At 57.8% G+C, this 18,352-nt stretch carries 21 protein-coding genes; 13 read left to right on the forward strand and 8 right to left on the reverse strand.

The genetic code is table 11. The features are described from left to right. Positions 1-150 precede the first annotated feature (150 nt). The 10 genes from ribF (at position 151) to ACVWZ0_RS04320 (ending at position 10,569) form a co-directional block, all read left to right on the forward strand. Positions 151-1,089, forward strand: coding sequence for a bifunctional riboflavin kinase/FAD synthetase (gene ribF / locus ACVWZ0_RS04275; protein ID WP_253455377.1), 939 nt, complete (start codon positions 151-153; stop codon positions 1,087-1,089). A 30-nt stretch (positions 1,090-1,119) separates the two neighbouring features. Continuing rightward, positions 1,120-3,927, forward strand: a complete 2,808-nt coding sequence (ileS, locus tag ACVWZ0_RS04280) for an isoleucine--tRNA ligase (protein WP_253455376.1) — start codon at positions 1,120-1,122, stop codon at positions 3,925-3,927. Further along, positions 3,927-4,436 (forward strand): signal peptidase II, encoded by a 510-nt coding sequence (gene lspA, locus ACVWZ0_RS04285; RefSeq protein WP_253455375.1) that lies wholly within the window; start codon positions 3,927-3,929, stop codon positions 4,434-4,436. The genes ileS and lspA overlap by 1 nt, the downstream gene beginning before the upstream one ends. Beyond that, positions 4,429-4,899: an FKBP-type peptidyl-prolyl cis-trans isomerase gene (gene fkpB / locus ACVWZ0_RS04290; RefSeq protein WP_253455374.1), complete on the forward strand. Its 471-nt coding sequence runs from the start codon at positions 4,429-4,431 to the stop codon at positions 4,897-4,899. The genes lspA and fkpB overlap by 8 nt, the downstream gene beginning before the upstream one ends. After that, entirely contained in the window at positions 4,880-5,833 is a 954-nt protein-coding gene (gene ispH / locus ACVWZ0_RS04295) for a 4-hydroxy-3-methylbut-2-enyl diphosphate reductase (RefSeq protein ID WP_253455373.1), read from the forward strand. The genes fkpB and ispH overlap by 20 nt, the downstream gene beginning before the upstream one ends. A gap of 214 nt (positions 5,834-6,047) precedes the next feature. Then, on the forward strand, positions 6,048-6,233 hold the full coding sequence (locus ACVWZ0_RS04300) for a YegP family protein (protein ID WP_125290526.1): 186 nt from the start codon (positions 6,048-6,050) through the stop codon (positions 6,231-6,233). Between the two features lie 80 nt (positions 6,234-6,313). Continuing rightward, a complete protein-coding gene (locus ACVWZ0_RS04305) occupies positions 6,314-8,452 on the forward strand; it encodes a lysine decarboxylase LdcC (RefSeq protein WP_253455372.1) in 2,139 nt (712 codons plus the stop codon). Positions 8,453-8,526: 74 nt separating this feature from the next. Next, the gene (locus ACVWZ0_RS04310) at positions 8,527-8,913 is read left to right on the forward strand and encodes a VOC family protein (RefSeq protein WP_125290528.1); all 387 of its coding nucleotides are present in this window, start codon (positions 8,527-8,529) and stop codon (positions 8,911-8,913) included. Between the two features lie 49 nt (positions 8,914-8,962). Continuing rightward, complete coding sequence (gene tilS / locus ACVWZ0_RS04315) at positions 8,963-10,264, forward strand: tRNA lysidine(34) synthetase TilS (RefSeq protein WP_253455371.1); 1,302 nt, start codon at positions 8,963-8,965, stop codon at positions 10,262-10,264. Next, positions 10,261-10,569: a c-type cytochrome gene (locus ACVWZ0_RS04320; protein WP_253455370.1), complete on the forward strand. Its 309-nt coding sequence runs from the start codon at positions 10,261-10,263 to the stop codon at positions 10,567-10,569. Before tilS ends, ACVWZ0_RS04320 begins: the two co-directional genes overlap by 4 nt. A 36-nt stretch (positions 10,570-10,605) precedes the next feature. On the opposite strand, the gene rof is transcribed toward ACVWZ0_RS04320, so the two are convergent. Together rof and ACVWZ0_RS04330 are read right to left on the reverse strand one after the other, a co-directional pair. After that, on the reverse strand, positions 10,606-10,866 hold the full coding sequence (rof, locus tag ACVWZ0_RS04325; protein ID WP_301289610.1) for a Rho-binding antiterminator: 261 nt from the start codon (positions 10,864-10,866) through the stop codon (positions 10,606-10,608). After that, entirely contained in the window at positions 10,853-11,053 is a 201-nt protein-coding gene (locus tag ACVWZ0_RS04330) for a YaeP family protein (RefSeq protein WP_125290532.1), read from the reverse strand. The genes rof and ACVWZ0_RS04330 overlap by 14 nt, the downstream gene beginning before the upstream one ends. A gap of 129 nt (positions 11,054-11,182) precedes the next feature. On the opposite strand from ACVWZ0_RS04330, the gene ACVWZ0_RS04335 reads away from it, so the two are divergent. The 3 genes from ACVWZ0_RS04335 to ACVWZ0_RS04345 are packed head-to-tail and all read left to right on the forward strand — an operon-like array spanning position 11,183 to position 12,579. Then, positions 11,183-11,734 carry a YaeQ family protein gene (locus tag ACVWZ0_RS04335; RefSeq protein ID WP_253455369.1) on the forward strand — a complete coding sequence of 184 codons (552 nt, stop codon included), beginning with the start codon at positions 11,183-11,185 and terminating at the stop codon, positions 11,732-11,734. Further along, complete coding sequence (gene arfB, locus ACVWZ0_RS04340; protein WP_253455368.1) at positions 11,731-12,153, forward strand: alternative ribosome rescue aminoacyl-tRNA hydrolase ArfB; 423 nt, start codon at positions 11,731-11,733, stop codon at positions 12,151-12,153. Before ACVWZ0_RS04335 ends, arfB begins: the two co-directional genes overlap by 4 nt. Positions 12,154-12,174: 21 nt before the next feature. Then, on the forward strand, positions 12,175-12,579 hold the full coding sequence (locus ACVWZ0_RS04345) for a copper resistance protein NlpE N-terminal domain-containing protein (protein ID WP_253455367.1): 405 nt from the start codon (positions 12,175-12,177) through the stop codon (positions 12,577-12,579). Positions 12,580-12,610: 31 nt separating this feature from the next. On the opposite strand, the gene proS is transcribed toward ACVWZ0_RS04345, so the two are convergent. The 6 genes from proS to metN form a co-directional block, all read right to left on the reverse strand. After that, positions 12,611-14,329: a proline--tRNA ligase gene (gene proS / locus ACVWZ0_RS04350; protein ID WP_253455366.1), complete on the reverse strand. Its 1,719-nt coding sequence runs from the start codon at positions 14,327-14,329 to the stop codon at positions 12,611-12,613. Between the two features lie 106 nt (positions 14,330-14,435). Beyond that, the gene (tsaA, locus tag ACVWZ0_RS04355) at positions 14,436-15,140 is read right to left on the reverse strand and encodes a tRNA (N6-threonylcarbamoyladenosine(37)-N6)-methyltransferase TrmO (RefSeq protein ID WP_253455365.1); all 705 of its coding nucleotides are present in this window, start codon (positions 15,138-15,140) and stop codon (positions 14,436-14,438) included. Beyond that, complete coding sequence (gene rcsF, locus ACVWZ0_RS04360) at positions 15,137-15,541, reverse strand: Rcs stress response system protein RcsF (protein WP_253455364.1); 405 nt, start codon at positions 15,539-15,541, stop codon at positions 15,137-15,139. Before rcsF ends, tsaA begins: the two co-directional genes overlap by 4 nt. 151 nt (positions 15,542-15,692) lie before the next feature. Further along, positions 15,693-16,505 (reverse strand): MetQ/NlpA family lipoprotein, encoded by an 813-nt coding sequence (locus tag ACVWZ0_RS04365; RefSeq protein WP_253455363.1) that lies wholly within the window; start codon positions 16,503-16,505, stop codon positions 15,693-15,695. Between the two features lie 30 nt (positions 16,506-16,535). Beyond that, positions 16,536-17,189 carry a methionine ABC transporter permease MetI gene (locus ACVWZ0_RS04370; RefSeq protein WP_253455362.1) on the reverse strand — a complete coding sequence of 218 codons (654 nt, stop codon included), beginning with the start codon at positions 17,187-17,189 and terminating at the stop codon, positions 16,536-16,538. Further along, complete coding sequence (gene metN, locus ACVWZ0_RS04375) at positions 17,182-18,213, reverse strand: methionine ABC transporter ATP-binding protein MetN (RefSeq protein ID WP_253455361.1); 1,032 nt, start codon at positions 18,211-18,213, stop codon at positions 17,182-17,184. Before metN ends, ACVWZ0_RS04370 begins: the two co-directional genes overlap by 8 nt. Positions 18,214-18,352: the final 139 nt, after the last annotated feature.

Consider the following 18,352-nt stretch of genomic DNA (forward strand, 5'->3'; position numbering starts at 1 on the left):
TGAATACAGCTTATTCACAAGAAAAATGGTATCGCCCGTCAGCCGCGACAGAAAAAGCCCGCATTAACGCGGTAAAGGCGCATTCGCGGGTTAACCTTCCTGGTGGTAGTTGGTATATAATCCGCCGATTTCCACGAACCTGAGCCAGCCATGAAGTTTATCCGCGGCATACATAACCTCCGGGAGCAGCATCGCGGCTGCGTTCTCACCATTGGCAATTTCGATGGCGTACATCGCGGCCATCAGGCGCTGCTGTCCCGGCTGCGCGAAGAAGGGCGTAAACGTAATTTACCGGTGGTGGTGATGCTGTTCGAGCCGCAGCCGCTGGAGCTGTTTGCGGCCGATAAAGCGCCTGCGCGGCTGACGCGACTGCGCGAAAAACTTCGCTACCTGGACGAGGCGGGCGTGGACGCGGTGCTTTGCCTGCGTTTCGACCGACGCTTTGCCGCGCTGTCGGCACACAGTTTTGTCGCCGATCTGCTGGTCGATAAGCTGGGTGTACGGTTGCTGGCGGTCGGCGACGATTTCCGCTTTGGCGCTGGTCGCGAAGGGGATTTCCTGTTATTACAGAAAGCGGGCGCCGACTACGGTTTTGACGTTATCAGCACCCAGACTTTTTGCGACGACGGCAAGCGCATCAGCAGCACGGCGGTGCGCCAGGCGCTGGCGGAAGACAATCTGCCGCTGGCGGCCACGCTTCTGGGGCACCCTTTCAGCATCTCCGGCCGCGTAGTGCACGGCGACGCGCTGGGCCGCACCATCGGCTTTCCCACCGCTAACCTGCCGTTAAGACGCTATGTTTCGCCGGTAAAAGGCGTGTATGCCGTCGAGGTCCGCGGCCTGGGCGACAAGCCGCTGCCCGGCGTCGCCAATATCGGCACGCGCCCCACGGTAGCGGGCATACGTCAGCAGCTGGAAGTGCATCTGCTGGACGTTGCAATTGACCTGTACGGGCGCCATATAGAAGTGGTGCTGTGCGAAAAAATACGAAACGAGCAGCGTTTTTCCTCGCTTGACGCGCTCAAAGAGCAAATTGCTAAAGACGTGGTGGCGGCCCGAACTTTTTTTGGGCTGAGCGCACCGGTTTAAACAGAAGCGGAATACGGAATCGAGAATCTGATGAGTGACTATAAATCTACCCTGAATTTGCCGGAAACGGGGTTCCCGATGCGTGGCGATCTGGCCAAACGCGAACCGGGAATGCTGCAACGTTGGTATGCTGACAATCTGTACGGCATCATCCGCGAAGCCAAAAAAGGGAAAAAAACCTTTATCCTGCATGACGGCCCTCCCTACGCGAACGGCAGCATTCATATTGGTCACTCCGTCAACAAGATTCTGAAAGACATTATCGTTAAGTCCAAAGGCCTGGCGGGCTTCGATTCGCCTTATGTGCCGGGCTGGGACTGCCACGGTCTGCCTATCGAACACAAGGTCGAGCAGATGATCGGCAAGCCGGGCGAGAAGGTCACGGCGGCTGAATTCCGCGAGGCGTGCCGTAACTATGCGGCAGAGCAGGTTGAAGGCCAGAAAAAAGACTTTATCCGTCTTGGCGTGCTGGGCGACTGGGATCGTCCTTACCTGACGATGAATTTCCAGACCGAAGCCAATATCATTCGCGCGCTGGGCAAAATCATCGGCAACGGCCACCTGCATAAAGGCGCCAAGCCGGTGCACTGGTGCCTGGACTGCCGCTCCGCGCTGGCGGAAGCAGAAGTGGAGTACTACGACAAAACCTCGCCTTCTATCGACGTGATGTTCAACGCGGTAGATGCCGACGCCGTGCGTGCTAAATTCGGCGCTGACAGCGTAGAAGGCCCGATCTCGCTGGTTATCTGGACCACCACGCCGTGGACCATGCCGGCTAACCGCGCTATCTCTCTGCACCCTGAATTTGACTACCAGCTGGTGCAGATCGAAGGGCGCGCGCTGATCCTGGCGAAAGATCTGGTGGCAAGCGTGATGAAACGTGCCGGCGTCAGCGACTGGCAGGTGCTGGGCGAAGCCAAAGGCGCGGCGCTGGAGCTGCAGCCTTTCCGTCATCCTTTCCTCGACATCACTTCTCCGGTGGTGCTGGGCGAGCACGTAACGCTGGAAGCGGGTACCGGTGCGGTGCATACGGCACCAGGCCACGGCCCGGACGACTACGTTATCGGACAGAAATACGGTATCGAAGCGGCCAACCCGGTCGGCCCGGATGGACGCTACCTGCCGGGCACTTACCCGACGCTGGATGGCGTAAACGTCTTTAAAGCCAACGATATGATCGTTGAGCTGCTGCGTGAAAAAGGCGCGCTGCTGCACGTGGAAAAACTGCTGCACAGCTATCCGCACTGCTGGCGTCACAAAACGCCCATCATTTTCCGCGCCACGCCGCAGTGGTTTATCAGCATGGATCAGAAAGGCCTGCGCGAGCAGTCGCTGAAAGAGATCAAAGGCGTGCAGTGGATCCCGGACTGGGGCCAGGCGCGGATCGAATCTATGGTTGCCAACCGTCCCGACTGGTGTATTTCACGCCAGCGCACCTGGGGCGTGCCGATGGCGCTGTTCGTGCATAAAGAGACCGAGCAGCTGCATCCGGATACGCTGGCGCTGATGGAAAAAGTGGCGCAGCGCGTCGAGCAGGACGGCATCCAGGCCTGGTGGGATCTGGACGCGAAGGAGCTGATGGGCGACGACGCGGAAAACTACGTCAAGGTGCCGGATACGCTGGACGTATGGTTCGATTCCGGCTCCACCAGCTATTCGGTGGTGGATGCGCGTCCGGAATTTGAAGGCCACACGCCGGATATGTATCTGGAAGGCTCGGATCAGCATCGCGGCTGGTTTATGTCCTCGCTGATGATTTCCACGGCGATGAAAGGCAAGGCGCCTTATCGCCAGGTGCTGACGCACGGTTTTACCGTGGACGGTCAGGGCCGCAAGATGTCCAAGTCGATCGGCAACACCGTGTCGCCGCAGGACGTAATGAACAAGCTGGGCGGCGATATTCTGCGCCTGTGGGTGGCTTCTACCGACTACTCCGGCGAAATGGCAGTATCGGACGAAATCCTGAAGCGCTCTGCGGATGCTTATCGTCGTATCCGTAACACCGCGCGCTTCCTGCTGGCTAACCTGAACGGCTTCAACCCGGAAACGGATATGGTCAGCCCGGAAGAGATGGTGGTGCTGGATCGCTGGGCCGTAGGCCGCGCGAAAGCCGCGCAGGATGCGATTGTCGCCTCTTACGACAGCTACGACTTCCACGAAGTGGTGCAGCGTCTGATGCAGTTCTGCTCGGTTGAGATGGGCTCCTTCTACCTGGATATCATCAAAGACCGTCAGTACACCGCCAAAGCCGACGGCCTGGCGCGTCGCAGCTGCCAGACCGCGCTCTACTACATCGCGGAAGCGCTGGTGCGCTGGATGGCGCCGATCATGTCGTTTACCGCGGATGAAATCTGGAACGAGCTGCCGGGCAAACGTGAGAAGTATGTCTTTACCGAAGAGTGGTACGACGGGCTGTTTGGTCTGGCGGAAAGCGAGTCGATGAACGATGGTTTCTGGGCGGAACTGCTGAAAGTGCGCGGCGAAGTTAACAAGGTCATTGAGCAGGCGCGCGCCGACAAGCGCGTGGGCGGCTCGCTGGAAGCGACCGTCACGCTGTATGCCGACGCCGACCTGGCGCAGAAGCTGACCAGCCTGGGCGACGAGCTGCGCTTCGTACTGCTGACTTCCGGCACCCAGGTCGCGGATTATGCGCTGGCCACGTCCGAAGCTCAGCAAAGCGAGCTGGTAAAAGGCCTGAAGATCGCGCTGCATAAAGCGGAAGGCGAGAAGTGCCCGCGCTGCTGGCACTACGCGACCGATATCGATCGGGAAGCGCAAATCTGTGGCCGCTGCGTCACCAACGTCAGCGGCGCTGGCGAACAGCGTAAGTTCGCCTGATGAACAGGCCGATTTTTTCGACCGGACTGCGCTGGCTGTGGCTGGTGCTGGTGGTGATCGCCGTCGACTTCGGCAGCAAGCAGTGGATTATGAATACGCTGATGCTGCACGAGTCGATGTCGGTGATGCCGTTCTTTAACTTTTTCTACGCGCACAACTACGGTGCGGCGTTCAGCTTCCTGGCGGATAAAGGCGGCTGGCAGCGTTGGTTCTTCGCCGCGATTGCGGTGGCGATTGCCGTCGCGCTGCTGGTGATGATGTACCGCACCGAAGCCAGCAAGAAGCTGAACAATATCGCTTACGCGCTGATTATTGGCGGCGCGTTGGGCAATCTGTTCGATCGCGCTTACCACGGCTTTGTGGTCGATTTTATCGACTTCTACGTGGGCGACTGGCATTTTGCCACGTTTAATATCGCAGACTGCGGCATCTGTATCGGTGCCGCGCTGATCGTGCTGGAGGGCTTTTTAACGCCCGCCGGCAAAGCCAAAAGGGCAGGGCATGACTGATTCTGTACAGCGTAACAGCGCGGTGCTGGTGCATTTCACCTTAAAACTCGCCGACGGCTCCACGGCGGAATCAACGCGGGATAACGGCAAGCCCGCGCTGTTCAGCCTGGGCGACGGCAGCCTTTCCGGCGAGCTGGAAGAGCAGTTGCTGGGCCTGAAGCCCGGCGACAAAAAAGCGTTTTCGCTCGGCCCGGATGCCGCTTTCGGCCAGGCCAGCCCGGATCTGATCCAGTATTTTTCGCGCCGTGACTTTACGGAAGCGGGCGAACCGGAAGTCGGCGCCATCATGCTGTTCAGCGGCATGGACGGCAACGAAATGCCGGGCGTAATCCGCGAAATCTCCGGGGATTCGATTACCGTGGACTTCAACCATCCGCTGGCCGGACAAACGATTCACTTTGATGTAGAAGTGCTGGAAATTGATCCGGTACTGGAGGCGAACCATGCAAATCCTGCTGGCTAATCCACGTGGCTTTTGTGCCGGCGTCGATCGCGCCATCAGCATCGTAGAGCGCGCGCTGGAGATGTATGGCGCGCCTATCTACGTGCGGCATGAAGTGGTGCACAACCGTTACGTGGTTAACAGCCTGCGCGAGCGCGGCGCTATCTTCATTGAAGAAATCAGCGAAGTGCCGGACGACTCGATCCTGATCTTCTCCGCGCACGGCGTTTCTCAGGCGGTGCGGGCGGAAGCCAAAGCGCGCAACCTGACCATGCTGTTTGACGCCACCTGTCCGCTGGTGACCAAGGTGCATATGGAAGTGGCGCGCGCCAGCCGTAAGGGCACGGAAGCGATCCTGATTGGTCATGCCGGGCACCCGGAAGTGGAAGGCACCATGGGTCAGTACAGCAATCCGGCTGGCGGCATGTATCTGGTGGAGTCGCCTGCGGACGTATACAAGCTCCAGGTCAAAAACGAAGATAACCTTTGCTTTATGACCCAGACCACGCTTTCCGTGGATGACACTTCCGAAGTAATCGACGCGCTGCGCGATCGCTTCCCGAAGATCGTCGGGCCGCGTAAAGATGATATCTGCTACGCCACCACTAACCGTCAGGAAGCGGTACGCACGCTGGCGAAGGATGCGGACGTGGTGCTGGTGGTCGGTTCACGCAACTCTTCCAACTCCAACCGTCTGGCCGAGCTGGCCCAGCGCGCGGGCAAACTGGCGCGGCTGATCGATTCGGCGGACGATATCCAGGAAGCCTGGATCAAGGACGTCGGCTGCGTGGGCGTCACGGCGGGCGCTTCCGCACCGGATATTCTGGTGCAGCAGGTTATCCAGCGTCTGCGCGAGCTGGGCGGCGAAGCGGCCATCGAGCTGATCGGCCGTGAAGAGAATATCGTGTTTGAAGTGCCGAAAGAACTGCGCGTGGACGTTAAGCAGGTCGACTAACGCCTGACCGTTCGCTACAGCCCGAAGGGAAACATTAATACCGTTTTCGCTTCGGGCTTTTTTTATTTTGCCTCATCACGCCTCTTATTCAGTTTCTCCGACTTTCTCTGCGTAATAAAAAGTTAAACAGATCAACTTTTCTAATGTTTTGGCTTGATTCCGTGAGCGAAGCTGTTTGTTATAGCGTCAGGAACAGTAAAAACAGGAGGGAAATATGGGTCACTACGAAGTAAGAAAATCAGACAAGCAGACGGATCAGCCCTGGTATTTTGTGCTGGTCGCCAACAATCATGAAATTATCGCCACCAGCGAGATGTACGCCAGCAAGCAGGGCGCGCTGAACGGCATTAAGTCCGTACGGGCCAATGCGCCTTCCGAAGAGGTGCGCGACAGGAGCTAACCCCGGCGGAGGCGATTTTTCTGCCTCCGCTGTTCAACTTCGCTATGCTTACCCCTTGCCGTTATTGTAAGGAGTCCGCATTGAATATTATCGCGATTATGGGACCGCACCACGCGTTCTATAAGGATGAACCCATCCGCGAACTGGATGGCGCGCTGGCCGCCCAGGGTTTTCAAACTATTTATCCTAAAGACGCTGGCGATCTGCTCAAGCTGATTGAACACAATCCGCGTATCTGCGGCGTAATTTTCGACTGGGACGAGCACGGCTTCGATCTGTGCAGCGAAATAAATCAGCTGAATGAATATCTGCCGCTGTACGCGTTTATTAATACGCACTCGACGATGGACGTCAGCGTTAATCAGATGCGCATGGCCATCTGGTTTTTTGAATATGGTCTGGGCGCGGCGGAAGATATCGGGCAGCGTATCCGCCAGTACACCAATGAATATATCGATACCATTACACCACCGCTGACGAAGGCCCTGTTCACCTATGTGAAAGAAGGGAAATATACCTTCTGCACGCCGGGCCATATGGCGGGCACCGCGTTTCAGAAAAGCCCGGTCGGCAGTTTGTTTTACGATTTCTTCGGCGGCAACGCGTTAAAAGCGGACGTGTCGATTTCGGTCACGGAGCTGGGCTCGCTGCTTGACCACACCGGCCCGCATCTGGAGGCGGAAGAGTATGTCGCCCGCACCTTCGGCGCCGAGCAAAGCTATATGGTGACCAACGGCACCTCGACCTCCAACAAAATCGTCGGCATGTACGCCGCACCGTCGGGCAGCACGGTGTTGATCGATCGCAACTGCCATAAATCCTTAACGCACCTGCTGATGATGAGCGATATCGTACCCATCTGGCTGAAGCCAACGCGCAACGCGCTGGGCATTCTTGGCGGCATCCCTAAGCGGGAGTTTACCCGCGAGAGCATAGCGCAAAAGGTGGAGCAGACCGAACGCGCCAGCTGGCCGGTGCACGCGGTTATCACTAATTCCACCTATGACGGGCTGCTCTACAGCACCCGCTACATCAAAGAGACGCTGGACGTGCCGTCGATCCACTTTGATTCCGCCTGGGTGCCGTACACCAATTTCCATCCTATCTATAACGGGCTGAGCGGCATGAGCGGCGACCGCACGCCGGGTAAGATCATCTACGAAACCCAGTCCACCCATAAGCTGCTGGCCGCTTTTTCGCAGGCCTCGCTGATCCATATTAAAGGGGAGTACGACGAACAAACCTTTAATGAAGCCTATATGATGCACACCACCACCTCGCCGAACTATCCCATCGTGGCGTCGATAGAAACGGCGGCGGCGATGCTGCGCGGCAATCCGGGCAAGCGGCTGATTAATCGCTCCGTAGAGCGCGCGCTGCATTTCCGGCGCGAAGTTCAGCGGCTGCGAGAAGAATCCGAAGGCTGGTTCTTCGATATCTGGCAGCCGGAAGGCGTCGACGAGCCGCAGTGCTGGCCGATCCAGCCGGGCGAGGAAGACTGGCACGGCTTTAACGATGCCGATGCCGATCATATGTACCTCGATCCTATTAAGGTAACGATCCTGACGCCGGGCATGAGCGAGCAGGGCGTGATGGCGGATGAAGGGATCCCGGCGGCGCTGGTGGCGAAATACCTCGACGAGCGCGGCGTGGTGGTGGAAAAAACCGGGCCTTACAATCTGCTGTTCCTGTTCAGCATCGGCATTGATAAAACCAAGGCGATGAGCGTGCTGCGCGGCCTGACCGAGTTCAAGCGCGCTTACGACCTTAATCTGCGGGTCAGAAACATGCTGCCGGATCTTTATGCGCAGGCGCCGGAGTTTTATCGCAATATGCGCATTCAGACGCTGGCCCAGGGCATTCATAATCTGATCCGCGATCACGATTTGCCAAGGCTGATGCTTCAGGCCTTCGATAAGCTGCCGGAAATGAAGCTGACGCCGCACCAGATGTTCCAGCAGCAGGTGAAAGGCAATGTGGAAACGGTAGACCTCAGCAAATTAGTCGGGCGAGTATCGGCCAATATGATCCTGCCTTATCCGCCGGGCGTGCCGGTGGTGATGCCGGGCGAGATGATCACCGAAGAGAGCCGCGCGGTGCTCGACTTCCTGCTGATGCTCTGCACCATCGGTCGTCACTATCCCGGTTTCGAAACCGATATTCATGGCGCCACCCTGACCGACGAAGGGCAGTATCTGGTTCGCGTGCTGAAAGCGTAGTTCCGGAATTGTGCCATTGTCCTGTGCTTCCGGTCTGCGTAAGGTAGCCGGAAGCTTTTATTCAGGAGAAAGACATGTTTATCAGGAAAGTGCACCATATCGCTATTATCGCCAGCCATTATGAAACCAGTAAGGCTTTCTATTGCGACGTGCTGGGTTTTACGCTGATGGGTGAAGTGTATCGGGAAGCGCGGGATTCCTGGAAAGGCGATCTGGCGCTGAACGGCGAGTACGCTATTGAACTGTTTTCGTTTCCTTTTCCGCCTGCGCGGCCGGACGGCCCGGAAGCCTGCGGCCTGCGCCATCTGGCGTTCAGCGTGGAGGATATCGAGGCGGCAAAGCAGCATCTTGAAGAGAAGGGCGTCAGCTGCGAGGCGATCCGCGTCGATCCGCTGACCGACAAGCGCTATACCTTCTTTAAAGATCCGGACGGTTTGCCGCTGGAGCTGTATCAGGCGTAAAATAGCGCCTGGCCGCTGTCGGCCGGGCCTTTTTGCTTCAGGGATTTGCATGTCACTGTCCGATCTTCAACACCATCTTGCCGGACAACGGCAGCTGCTGGTGGCCTTCAGCGGCGGCCTGGATTCCAGCGTGCTGCTGCACCAGCTGGTCTGCCTGCGTCAGCAGCACGCCCTCACTTTACGCGCCATTCATATTCATCACGGCCTTAATCCGCTGGCGGAAAGCTGGGCGACGCACTGTCGGCAGCAGTGCGCGCGCTGGCAGGTGGCGCTGGAAGTGGTGTATGTGCAGGTCGACGGGCGGGAAAAAGGCATAGAGGCGGCTGCCCGCGAGGCGCGCTATCAGGCGTTTCGTCAGCACCTTCAGCCCGGCGAATGTCTGTTGACCGCGCAGCATCTGGACGATCAGTGCGAAACGCTGCTGCTGGCGCTGAAAAGAGGCAGCGGGCCGGCCGGGCTGGCCGCTATGCCCGTCAGCGTCAGACTTGATTCACATCTGCACCTGCGGCCGCTGTTGACGCAGACGCGAGCGCAGCTGGAGCAGTGGGCGGCAGAACATCAGCTGAGCTGGGTTGAGGACGACAGCAATCAGGATACGCGCTACGACCGTAATTTCCTGCGTCAGGTTATTCTGCCCGAACTGAGCGCGCGCTGGCCTCATTTTGCCCGCGCGGCGGCGCGCAGCGCGGCCCTGTGCGGCGAGCAGGAACAGCTGCTGGATGAGCTGCTGGCTGAATCGCTCCGTTCGCTAATGGATGAAAAGGGCGCGCTGGCGATAGCGCCGCTGGCCGCGATGAGCGACAGCCGACGCGCCGCGCTGCTGCGACGCTGGATAGCGCAGCATCAGGGGCTGATGCCTTCGCGGGATGCGCTGGCGCGTATCTGGCAGGAAGTGGCCTGTAGCCGTGAAGATGCGGAGCCGCGCCTGCTGTTGGGCAATGTTGAAATCCGGCGCTTTCGCGGCCGCCTGTACTGGCTACCGGTCGCCGTATCTGTCCGTGATGAGGTGCTTGCCTGGCCTTTGACGTCTTTATCGCTGGCGCTGCCGGCTAAAATGGGCAGGCTGGTACGCGGTGACACAGGCACAAAAGTGCGGGTGCCGCAGGCTGACGAGGCGGTCAGCGTGCGCTTCCAGGCGCAGGGGAAAATACATATTGTCGGACGCGCGGGCAGTCGGCCGATAAAAAAAATCTGGCAGGAGCTTGGTGTGGCCCCGTGGCTGCGCGAGCGCACGCCGCTGCTGTTTTATGGCAATCAGCTGATTGCCGCCGTGGGCGTCTTTGTTACCCGTGAAGGCGATCCGAAAGAGCAACCCGGCTGGCAAATCAGCTGGCAACAGGATGAGCAATGAAAAAAGTAATCGCGTCGGCGCTGCTGCTGGCGATCAGTTTCCCCGCGCTGGCGGGCAACGCGCAGAGCGGCCAGCAAAAAGCCGCCAGCTGTCAGGGCTGTCACGGCGCCGCAGGCAAAGCCGCCGTGTCGCTGTATCCCAATCTGGCGGGCCAGAATGCAGACTATCTCGATCACTCGCTCCACGCCTATCAAAAAGGCGAGCGCAGCGGCGGCCAGGCAGAGGTGATGAAAGCTTTCGTAGCGGGACTGAGCGATGAGGATATGGCGGATCTGGCGGCTTACTATGCGGGCCTGAAGCCCTGACGACGGAGGGCGGAATAGCTTCCGCCCGATTGGGGGTTAGTCAGACTCGCTGACCACGACGGTACCCAGTTCAGGGTGGCTGAAACTGGCGATATGATCCAGACGCAGCTCGCGGATCTCGCCTGAGAGATCGACGACCAGGTATTCCACCTTCTTGCGCAACAGCATATCTATGGCCTTTGCCTTCAACTGCTCGCCGTCCTTCAGCGCCAGCGCCAGCGTCAGCTGTTTCTGGCAGGCAAGTTCCAGATTGTCGTAATCATCGCAGTTGATCGGTTGGTATTCATTCGTCAACATAATCGCTCACCAATAAGTTAGCAGCAGCAAAAGCTGCCTGTTCCCTGATTGAAGAGTGTAGCTCAGGATTTGCGGCTACCTCATTCAGTGCTTTTAAAACGCAAGCTATCGCGTCCGGCACGTATCCCAGATCGCCGCTGCCGATTTCAGCATATTTACGACGAACTAATTCACAATACTTTTGCACATGCACCTCAAGAATTTTCTTTGGCGACCTGACGACTATAACACAGGATTTCACGGGAAATCAGCCAGGCGGAGCGTGATTTGCTGCCCGCACGGGTTACAATGCCCGACAACGACTATAAGGAATACCATGGCACTTAAAGCGACAATTTATAAAGCCACCGTCAACGTGGCCGATATGGACAAAAACGTGTTTCTGGACAGCGTGCTGACGCTGGCCCGACATCCTTCCGAAACGGAAGAAAGGCTGATGCTGCGTCTGCTGGCATGGCTGGTTAACGCGCATGAAAGGCTGACCTTTACGCGCGGCCTGAGCGCGGAAGACGAGCCGGAAATCTGGCTGATGAACGATCACAACGGCATTGAGGTCTGGATAGAGCTGGGGCTGCCGGACGAGCGGCGGTTAAAAAAAGCGTGCAATCGCGCAGCCCGCGTATACTTGTATACTTATAACGCCCGCGCCGCGCAGATTTGGTGGCTGCAAAACCAGAATAAGCTTCAGCAGGCGAACCTGACCGTGCGTTTCCTGGATGATGAGCAGCTGAAGGCGCTGACGCAGCTTGCCTCACGCTCCATGACGCTCCAGGCGACCATTCAGGACGGCACCATCTGGCTTTCCGACGAGCAGCAGCATCTGGAACTGCGCTTTACCGACTGGCTGCTCGACGGTAAACCGGCATGATCGTCCTGTCACGCCACGCGACCATTCCCGATAGCGAGCTGGAATTAACCGCTATCCGAGCGCAGGGGAACGGCGGTCAGAACGTGAATAAAAGCTCTACGGCGATCCATTTACGGTTTGATATTCGCGCCTCCAGCCTGCCGGAGTTTTATAAAGAGCGGCTGCTGTCGGCCAGTCACCATCTGATTACGCCGGAAGGGATAGTGATTATCAAGGCGCAGGAGTATCGCAGCCAGGAGATGAATCGTGAAGCGGCGCTGAAAAGGCTGGAAAACCTGATCCAGGAGCTGACGGTAGTCGAAAAAACAAGGCGGGCCACGCGGCCCACGCTGGCGTCTAAAAAGCGGCGGCTGGAGGGCAAGGCGCGCAAAGCCACCACCAAATCGCTGCGCGGCAAAATGCGACGCGTGCCTGACTGATCGTATGACAGAGGAGGGAAAGTGAAAAAGGTTCTGATTGTTCTGGTGATATCGCTGTTCTTTGGCCCGCTGATGGGCTGTCAGAACTACGATGCGGCGGCAACGGTGCAGCCGCGCGAGGCACAGGTGCAGAACTATCGCGGCGTTATTCCCTGCGCCGACTGTGAAGGCATCCAGGTCACGCTCTCTTTAGAGCAGGGCGGGCGCTACCGTTTGCAGGAGCGCTATCTGACCGACGAACACGTTGAAAATCAGCAGCAGGGCCACTGGTCGCGCACGGCGGAAAAACTGGTGCTGGTATCGGATCAGGGAGAGAAGCGCTATTTTCGGCCGCGCGACAGCGGGCTGGAGATGACGGACGCGAGCGGCGAAGCGCTATCGACCACGCTGAACTATCGGCTGGCGCCGGTAGAAACGGGCAGCTGAAGCGGCGGACAGAACGCCCGCCGCCTGACGACTACTTGTTGATTTCGGCCAGCAGGAAATCCAGGATTTCGCCTGTTTTAATCATCTGCTTCTCGCCCGCGCGGCGGGATTTGTACTCCACTTCCTCGCTGTCGAGATTACGGTCGCCGATGACGACGGTGTGCGGCACGCCAATCAGTTCCATATCGGCAAACATCACGCCAGGACGCTCTTTGCGATCGTCAAGGATCACGTCGATGCCTTTAGCGCGCAGCTGAGCGTACAGCTCTTCCGCCAGCTCCTTCACGCGGAAGGATTTGTGCATATTCATCGGCAGAATAGCCACCTGGAACGGCGCCAGCGCCGCAGGCCAGATAATGCCGCGCTCGTCATGGTTCTGCTCGATAGCGGCAGCCACGATACGCGTGATGCCGATGCCGTAACAGCCCATGGTCAGCACCTGATTGCGGCCGTCTTCGCCCTGCACGGACGCTTTCATCGCTTCGGAATACTTGGTGCCGAGCTGGAAGATATGACCGACTTCGATGCCGCGCTTGATCAGCAGCGTGCCTTTTCCATCCGGGCTGGCGTCGCCTTCCACCACGTTGCGCAGATCGGCCACGCGCGGCAGCGGCAGATCGCGCTGCCAGTTGATGCCGGTCAGGTGCTTGCCGTCCTGGTTCGCGCCGGCGCAGAAATCGCTCATCATCGCGACGGTGCGGTCAACCACGATTGGCAGCGTCAGGCCGACCGGGCCAAGGGAGCCAGGGCCTGCGCCCGTTGCCGCGCGAATATCCTCTTCGCTTGCAAAGGTCAGCGGCGCGGCGACGATATCAATTTTTTCGGCTTTGATTTCGTTAAGCTCATGGTCGCCGCGCACAATCAGCGCAACCAGCGAATGGCCGCTCTCTTTGGTTGCCTGTACCAGCAGCGTCTTCACGGTCTTCTCAATCGGCAGCTTATGCTGTTCAACCAGCGCCGCGATGGTTTTCGCGTTCGGCGTGTCGATTTCCACCATTGGCTGGGTGGCGTCTGCACGGCTGCCGGCTGGCGCAACGGCCTCGGCCAGTTCGATATTCGCCGCGTAGTCGGAGCCGGTAGAGAACACGATATCGTCTTCGCCGCTCTCGGCCAGCACCTGGAACTCATGCGAGGCGCTGCCGCCGATGGAGCCGGTATCGGCCTGCACGGCGCGGAAATCCAGGCCCATGCGCGCAAAGCTCTGGCTGTAAGCGCGATACATATCATCGTAGGTCGCCTGCAGCGATTCCTGCGAAGTATGGAACGAATAGGCATCTTTCATGATGAACTCGCGCGAGCGCATTACGCCAAAGCGAGGGCGTACCTCATCGCGGAACTTGGTCTGGATCTGGAAAAGATTCAGCGGTAGCTGCTTATAAGAGCTCAGCTCGTTGCGGATCAGATCGGTGATCACTTCCTCGTGCGTCGGGCCAAGTACAAAAGGGCGGTCGCCGCGATCGACCAGGCGCAGCAGCTCCGGTCCGTACTGCTCCCAGCGTCCGCTTTCCTGCCACAGATCGGCGGGCTGCACGACCGGCATAGAGATTTCGATAGCACCGGCGTTGTTCATCTCTTCACGCACGATGTTTTCGACTTTTTTCAGAACGCGCAGGCCGGTTGGCAGCCAGGTATACAGCCCGGAAGCCAGTTTGCGGATCATTCCGGCGCGCAGCATCAGCTGGTGGCTGATCACTTCAGCGTCGGCAGGCGTCTCCTTCTGGGTGGAGAGCAGATATTGAGTAGTACGCATGAGTTACGATTCCAGTTAAGCAGAAAGCTACATTAAGCCAGGCTAAATAATTGCTGGCGGCTAGTGTACCAGCGTGGTCAGAGACTCAAAAGAGACAGAAGATAAATTAACGACGCTCTACGGCGGTCACCAGCGTGCCGGAGGCGTCGACGCGCCAGCGCACGTTGAAATCCAGCAGCCAGGCGGCGTATTCCCGTTCCGGCTCTTCGCCTTTGCGGTAGGCCGGACGCGGATCCTGGGCCAGCACTTCGGCGATAAAACGTTGCAGATGCGGATAGCGCGCGCCGTGCTGCGCAATCTGCTGGACAGCCTGCGGCGAAAACGCTACCGGCATGGCGGCTTCCGGCGCTTCCTGCGCGAAGCCCGCGCGCGCGGCAGGGATCGACTCGGCGAAAGGCAGGTAGGGCTTGATATCCACTATCGGCGTGCCGTCAACCAGATCCAGACTGCCCAGTTCCAGCACAACTTCGCCTTTTCCTGTCCGGATGCCCTTCAGCTCTACCAGCGACATGCCGATCGGGTTGGGACGAAAGGTGGATCGGGTGGCGAAGACGCCCATGCGCGCATTGCCGCCCAGCCGGGGAGGGCGAACGGTGGGTCGCCAGCCGCCTGCCATCGTCTGGTGAAACACAAACAGCAGCCACAGATGGCTGAACGCTTCCAGCCCGCGCACCGCTTCCGGCTGATTATAGGGCGACAGCAGCCGCAGCTCGCCGCCGCCGTCCTGGATCAGGCCTGGCTGACGCGGAACCGCGAACTTCTCTTTCCACGGCGAATGGATAGTGCCAATTGGCTGGAAGGTAAAACTCATTGGCCGCTGACTTTCAGGGCCGAACCCTGGCACACCGCCTGGCGGTAGCAGCCCTGGGAATTGGTGACGATTTCACACTTGTGCAGCAGCACCGCATTGGCTTTCATCGCGGAGGCGCGGATCTGCATTCTTTTACGGGCGGTGGCGATAGCCGGCGGCGAGCTTTGTCTGCTGCTCTGGCAATCTTCGCCATAGACTTCGCCCAGATCGCGGAAAGGCTTGCTGACCAGATCGCTGGCGTCGCTGTAAAGTTTTACCGGTGCGGGACGCGGCGCGGGTTTGCTCCTGACTGGCTCAGTTTGTGCAGGCTGCTTAAAAGGCTCTACGGGCTTATAAGGCTTATGCAGCAATGAACACCCTGTCAGCGAAAGGGCTAACAAACAGAGCGGTACAACACGCATGGGAACATCCTCATTGTCGGTAAAAGAGGCGTTATTGAAGCAAGCCCGGCGGCAAATAACAAGCGCGCATAAATGAACAAAGCGGGCTATTGCCCGCTTTGCTGAGGTGACGGCCAGGTGACCGCCAGAATAGTGTGGTACTGAAAGGAAATTACCAGCCTTTCACCGCGCCGCCGTTGAAAATCTTATTAGCCGCTTCGCTGACTTCGTCGGACTGATAGGCTTCAACGAATTTCTTCACGTTTTCAGCATCTTTGTTATCTTCACGCGCTACGATCAGGTTCACGTAAGGAGAATCTTTATCCTCAACGAAGATGCCGTCTTTGGCCGGCGTCAGGTTGATCTGGCTGGCATAGGTAGTGTTGATCACCGCCAGCGCAATTTGCTGATCGTCCAGTGAACGTGGCAGCTGCGGCGCTTCCAGCTCAACCAGCTTAATGTTTTTCGGGTTTTCTACCACGTCCAGCACGGTCGGCAGCAGGCCGATGCCGTCTTTCAGCTTAATCAGACCTACTTTCTGCAGCAGCAGCAGTGAGCGGCCAAGATTAGTGGGATCGTTCGGAATGGCAACCTGCGCGCCATTCTGCAGCTCGTCCAGCGACTTGATCTTTTTCGAGTAGCCCGCAATTGGATAAACGAAGGTGCTGCCAACAGGCACCAGCTTATAGTTGCGATCTTTGATCTGCTGATCCAGATAAGGCTTGTGCTGGAAAGCATTAACGTCGATATCGCCCTTGCTCAACGCTTCGTTCGGCAGGACATAATCATTAAAGGTGACCAGCTCTACATCCAGACCATATTTATCTTTGGCGACCTTTTTGGCGACTTCGGCAACCTGCTGCTCGGAACCTACAATCACGCCGACCTTAATATGGTTAGGATCCTTCTCTTTCTGATCGCACCCGACCAGCGCCAGCGAACCAATCAGCGCACCCACAGCGGCAATCGTTTTAAAATTAAACATATCCTTTCCTTAATCTGTAAGAAGCGTTATTTACTTGTGGGTGACAGCACGAACAATGCGGTCGCCACAGAACTGAATCAAATAAACCAGAACCACTAACAGCACCAATACGGTATTCATCACGGTGGCGTTGTAGCCGATATAACCATACTGAATACCGATTTGTCCCAGACCGCCCGCGCCGACGGCGCCGCCCATGGCCGAATAGCCGACCAGGGTAATAAGCGTAATGGTCGCCGCATTAATCAGGCCGGGAAGGGCTTCCGGCAGCAGCACTTTTTTCACGATCTGCAACGGCGTCGCGCCCATCGCCCGCGAGGCCTCAATCAGGCCATGCGGCAGCTCCAGCAGCGTGTTCTCTACCATGCGCGCGATAAAAGGCGCGGCGCCGACGGTTAACGGTACGATAGCCGCCTGTAAGCCAATCGAGGTGCCGACGATCATGCGGGTAAACGGGATCATCCAGACCAGCAGGATAATAAAAGGAATGGCGCGGAAAATATTCACCAGCGCGGATAAAAAGCGATACAGCCCGCGGTTTTCGATAATCTGGCCCGGACGCGTTACGTACAGCAGCACGCCAAGCGGCAGGCCGAGCACGAAGCCAAAGAAACCGGAAACAAAAGTCATGACCAGCGTTTCCCATACGCCACGGCAGAGCAGCAGAATCATTGCCTCAGACATAACCTAATACCTCTACCTTTACATGGTGTTCCTGCAGAAAAGCGATTGCTGTCTGCGTATCAGCCGCTGCGCCGTGCATTTCCGTCAGCATAATGCCGAACTTAACGCCGCCCGCGTAATCCATCTGCGCGCTGATAATATTGTTGTTAACGTTAAAACGGCGGGCTGCTTCCGACAGCAGCGGAGCATCTACGGACTTGCCGGTAAATTCCAGACGTAATAAAGGGACGCTTTCCGGTTTCGCCGTTGCCGACAGCCGCGCGGCATAATCCTCCGGAATATCCAGATGCAGCGTGGACTGAATAAACTGCTGTGCCAGCGGCGTCTTGGGATGAGAAAAGACTTCGCTGACCGTGTCCTGTTCAATCAGCTTGCCGTTGCTGATCACGGCGACGCGATCGCAGATGCGTTTCACCACGTCCATTTCATGGGTGATTAGCAGGATAGTGATCCCCAGGCGACGGTTGATATCTTTCAGCAGCTCCAGAATCGCTCTGGTCGTCGCCGGATCGAGGGCGCTGGTGGCTTCGTCGCACAGCAGCACTTTAGGATTGGTGGCCAGCGCGCGGGCGATAGCGACGCGCTGCTTTTGTCCGCCGGAAAGATTGGCAGGCCAGGCGTCCTTTTTATCCGCCAGACCAACCAGTTCCAGCAGCTCGTTAACCCGCGAGTCGATCTCGCTGCGGGAAAGCTTGCCCAGCTCCAGCGGCAGCGCGACATTGCCCGCAACGGTACGGGAGTTCAGCAGGTTAAAGTGCTGGAAGATCATACCGATTTGGCGGCGCGCCTGGGTCAGCTGGCTTTCTGAAAAGGCGGTTAAATCCTGGCTATCCACTAACACGGTGCCTGAGGTAGGACGCTCAAGCAGATTCACGCAGCGGATAAGCGTGCTTTTCCCGGCGCCGGACGAGCCGATTACGCCATAAATTTGTCCGGCGGGCACTTCCAGGCTGACATCCGTCAGCGCGGTAATAGTGCGGGTGCCCTGTCGGAACACTTTGCTGATATTTTGAAGTTTTATCATTTTATTATCGTAATAGAGTGGGCCGTGGCAAATATTCGTCTGCACTTTCCTGCAGAGAGCTGCGAGTGGATGGTAAGGCATCCAGACGTCTGAATCAATCAATGCGCGCTTAAGGGGCATTCTCTCTGCGGATACAAAC

Source organism: Erwinia sp. TECH1 (assembly GCF_054057575.1).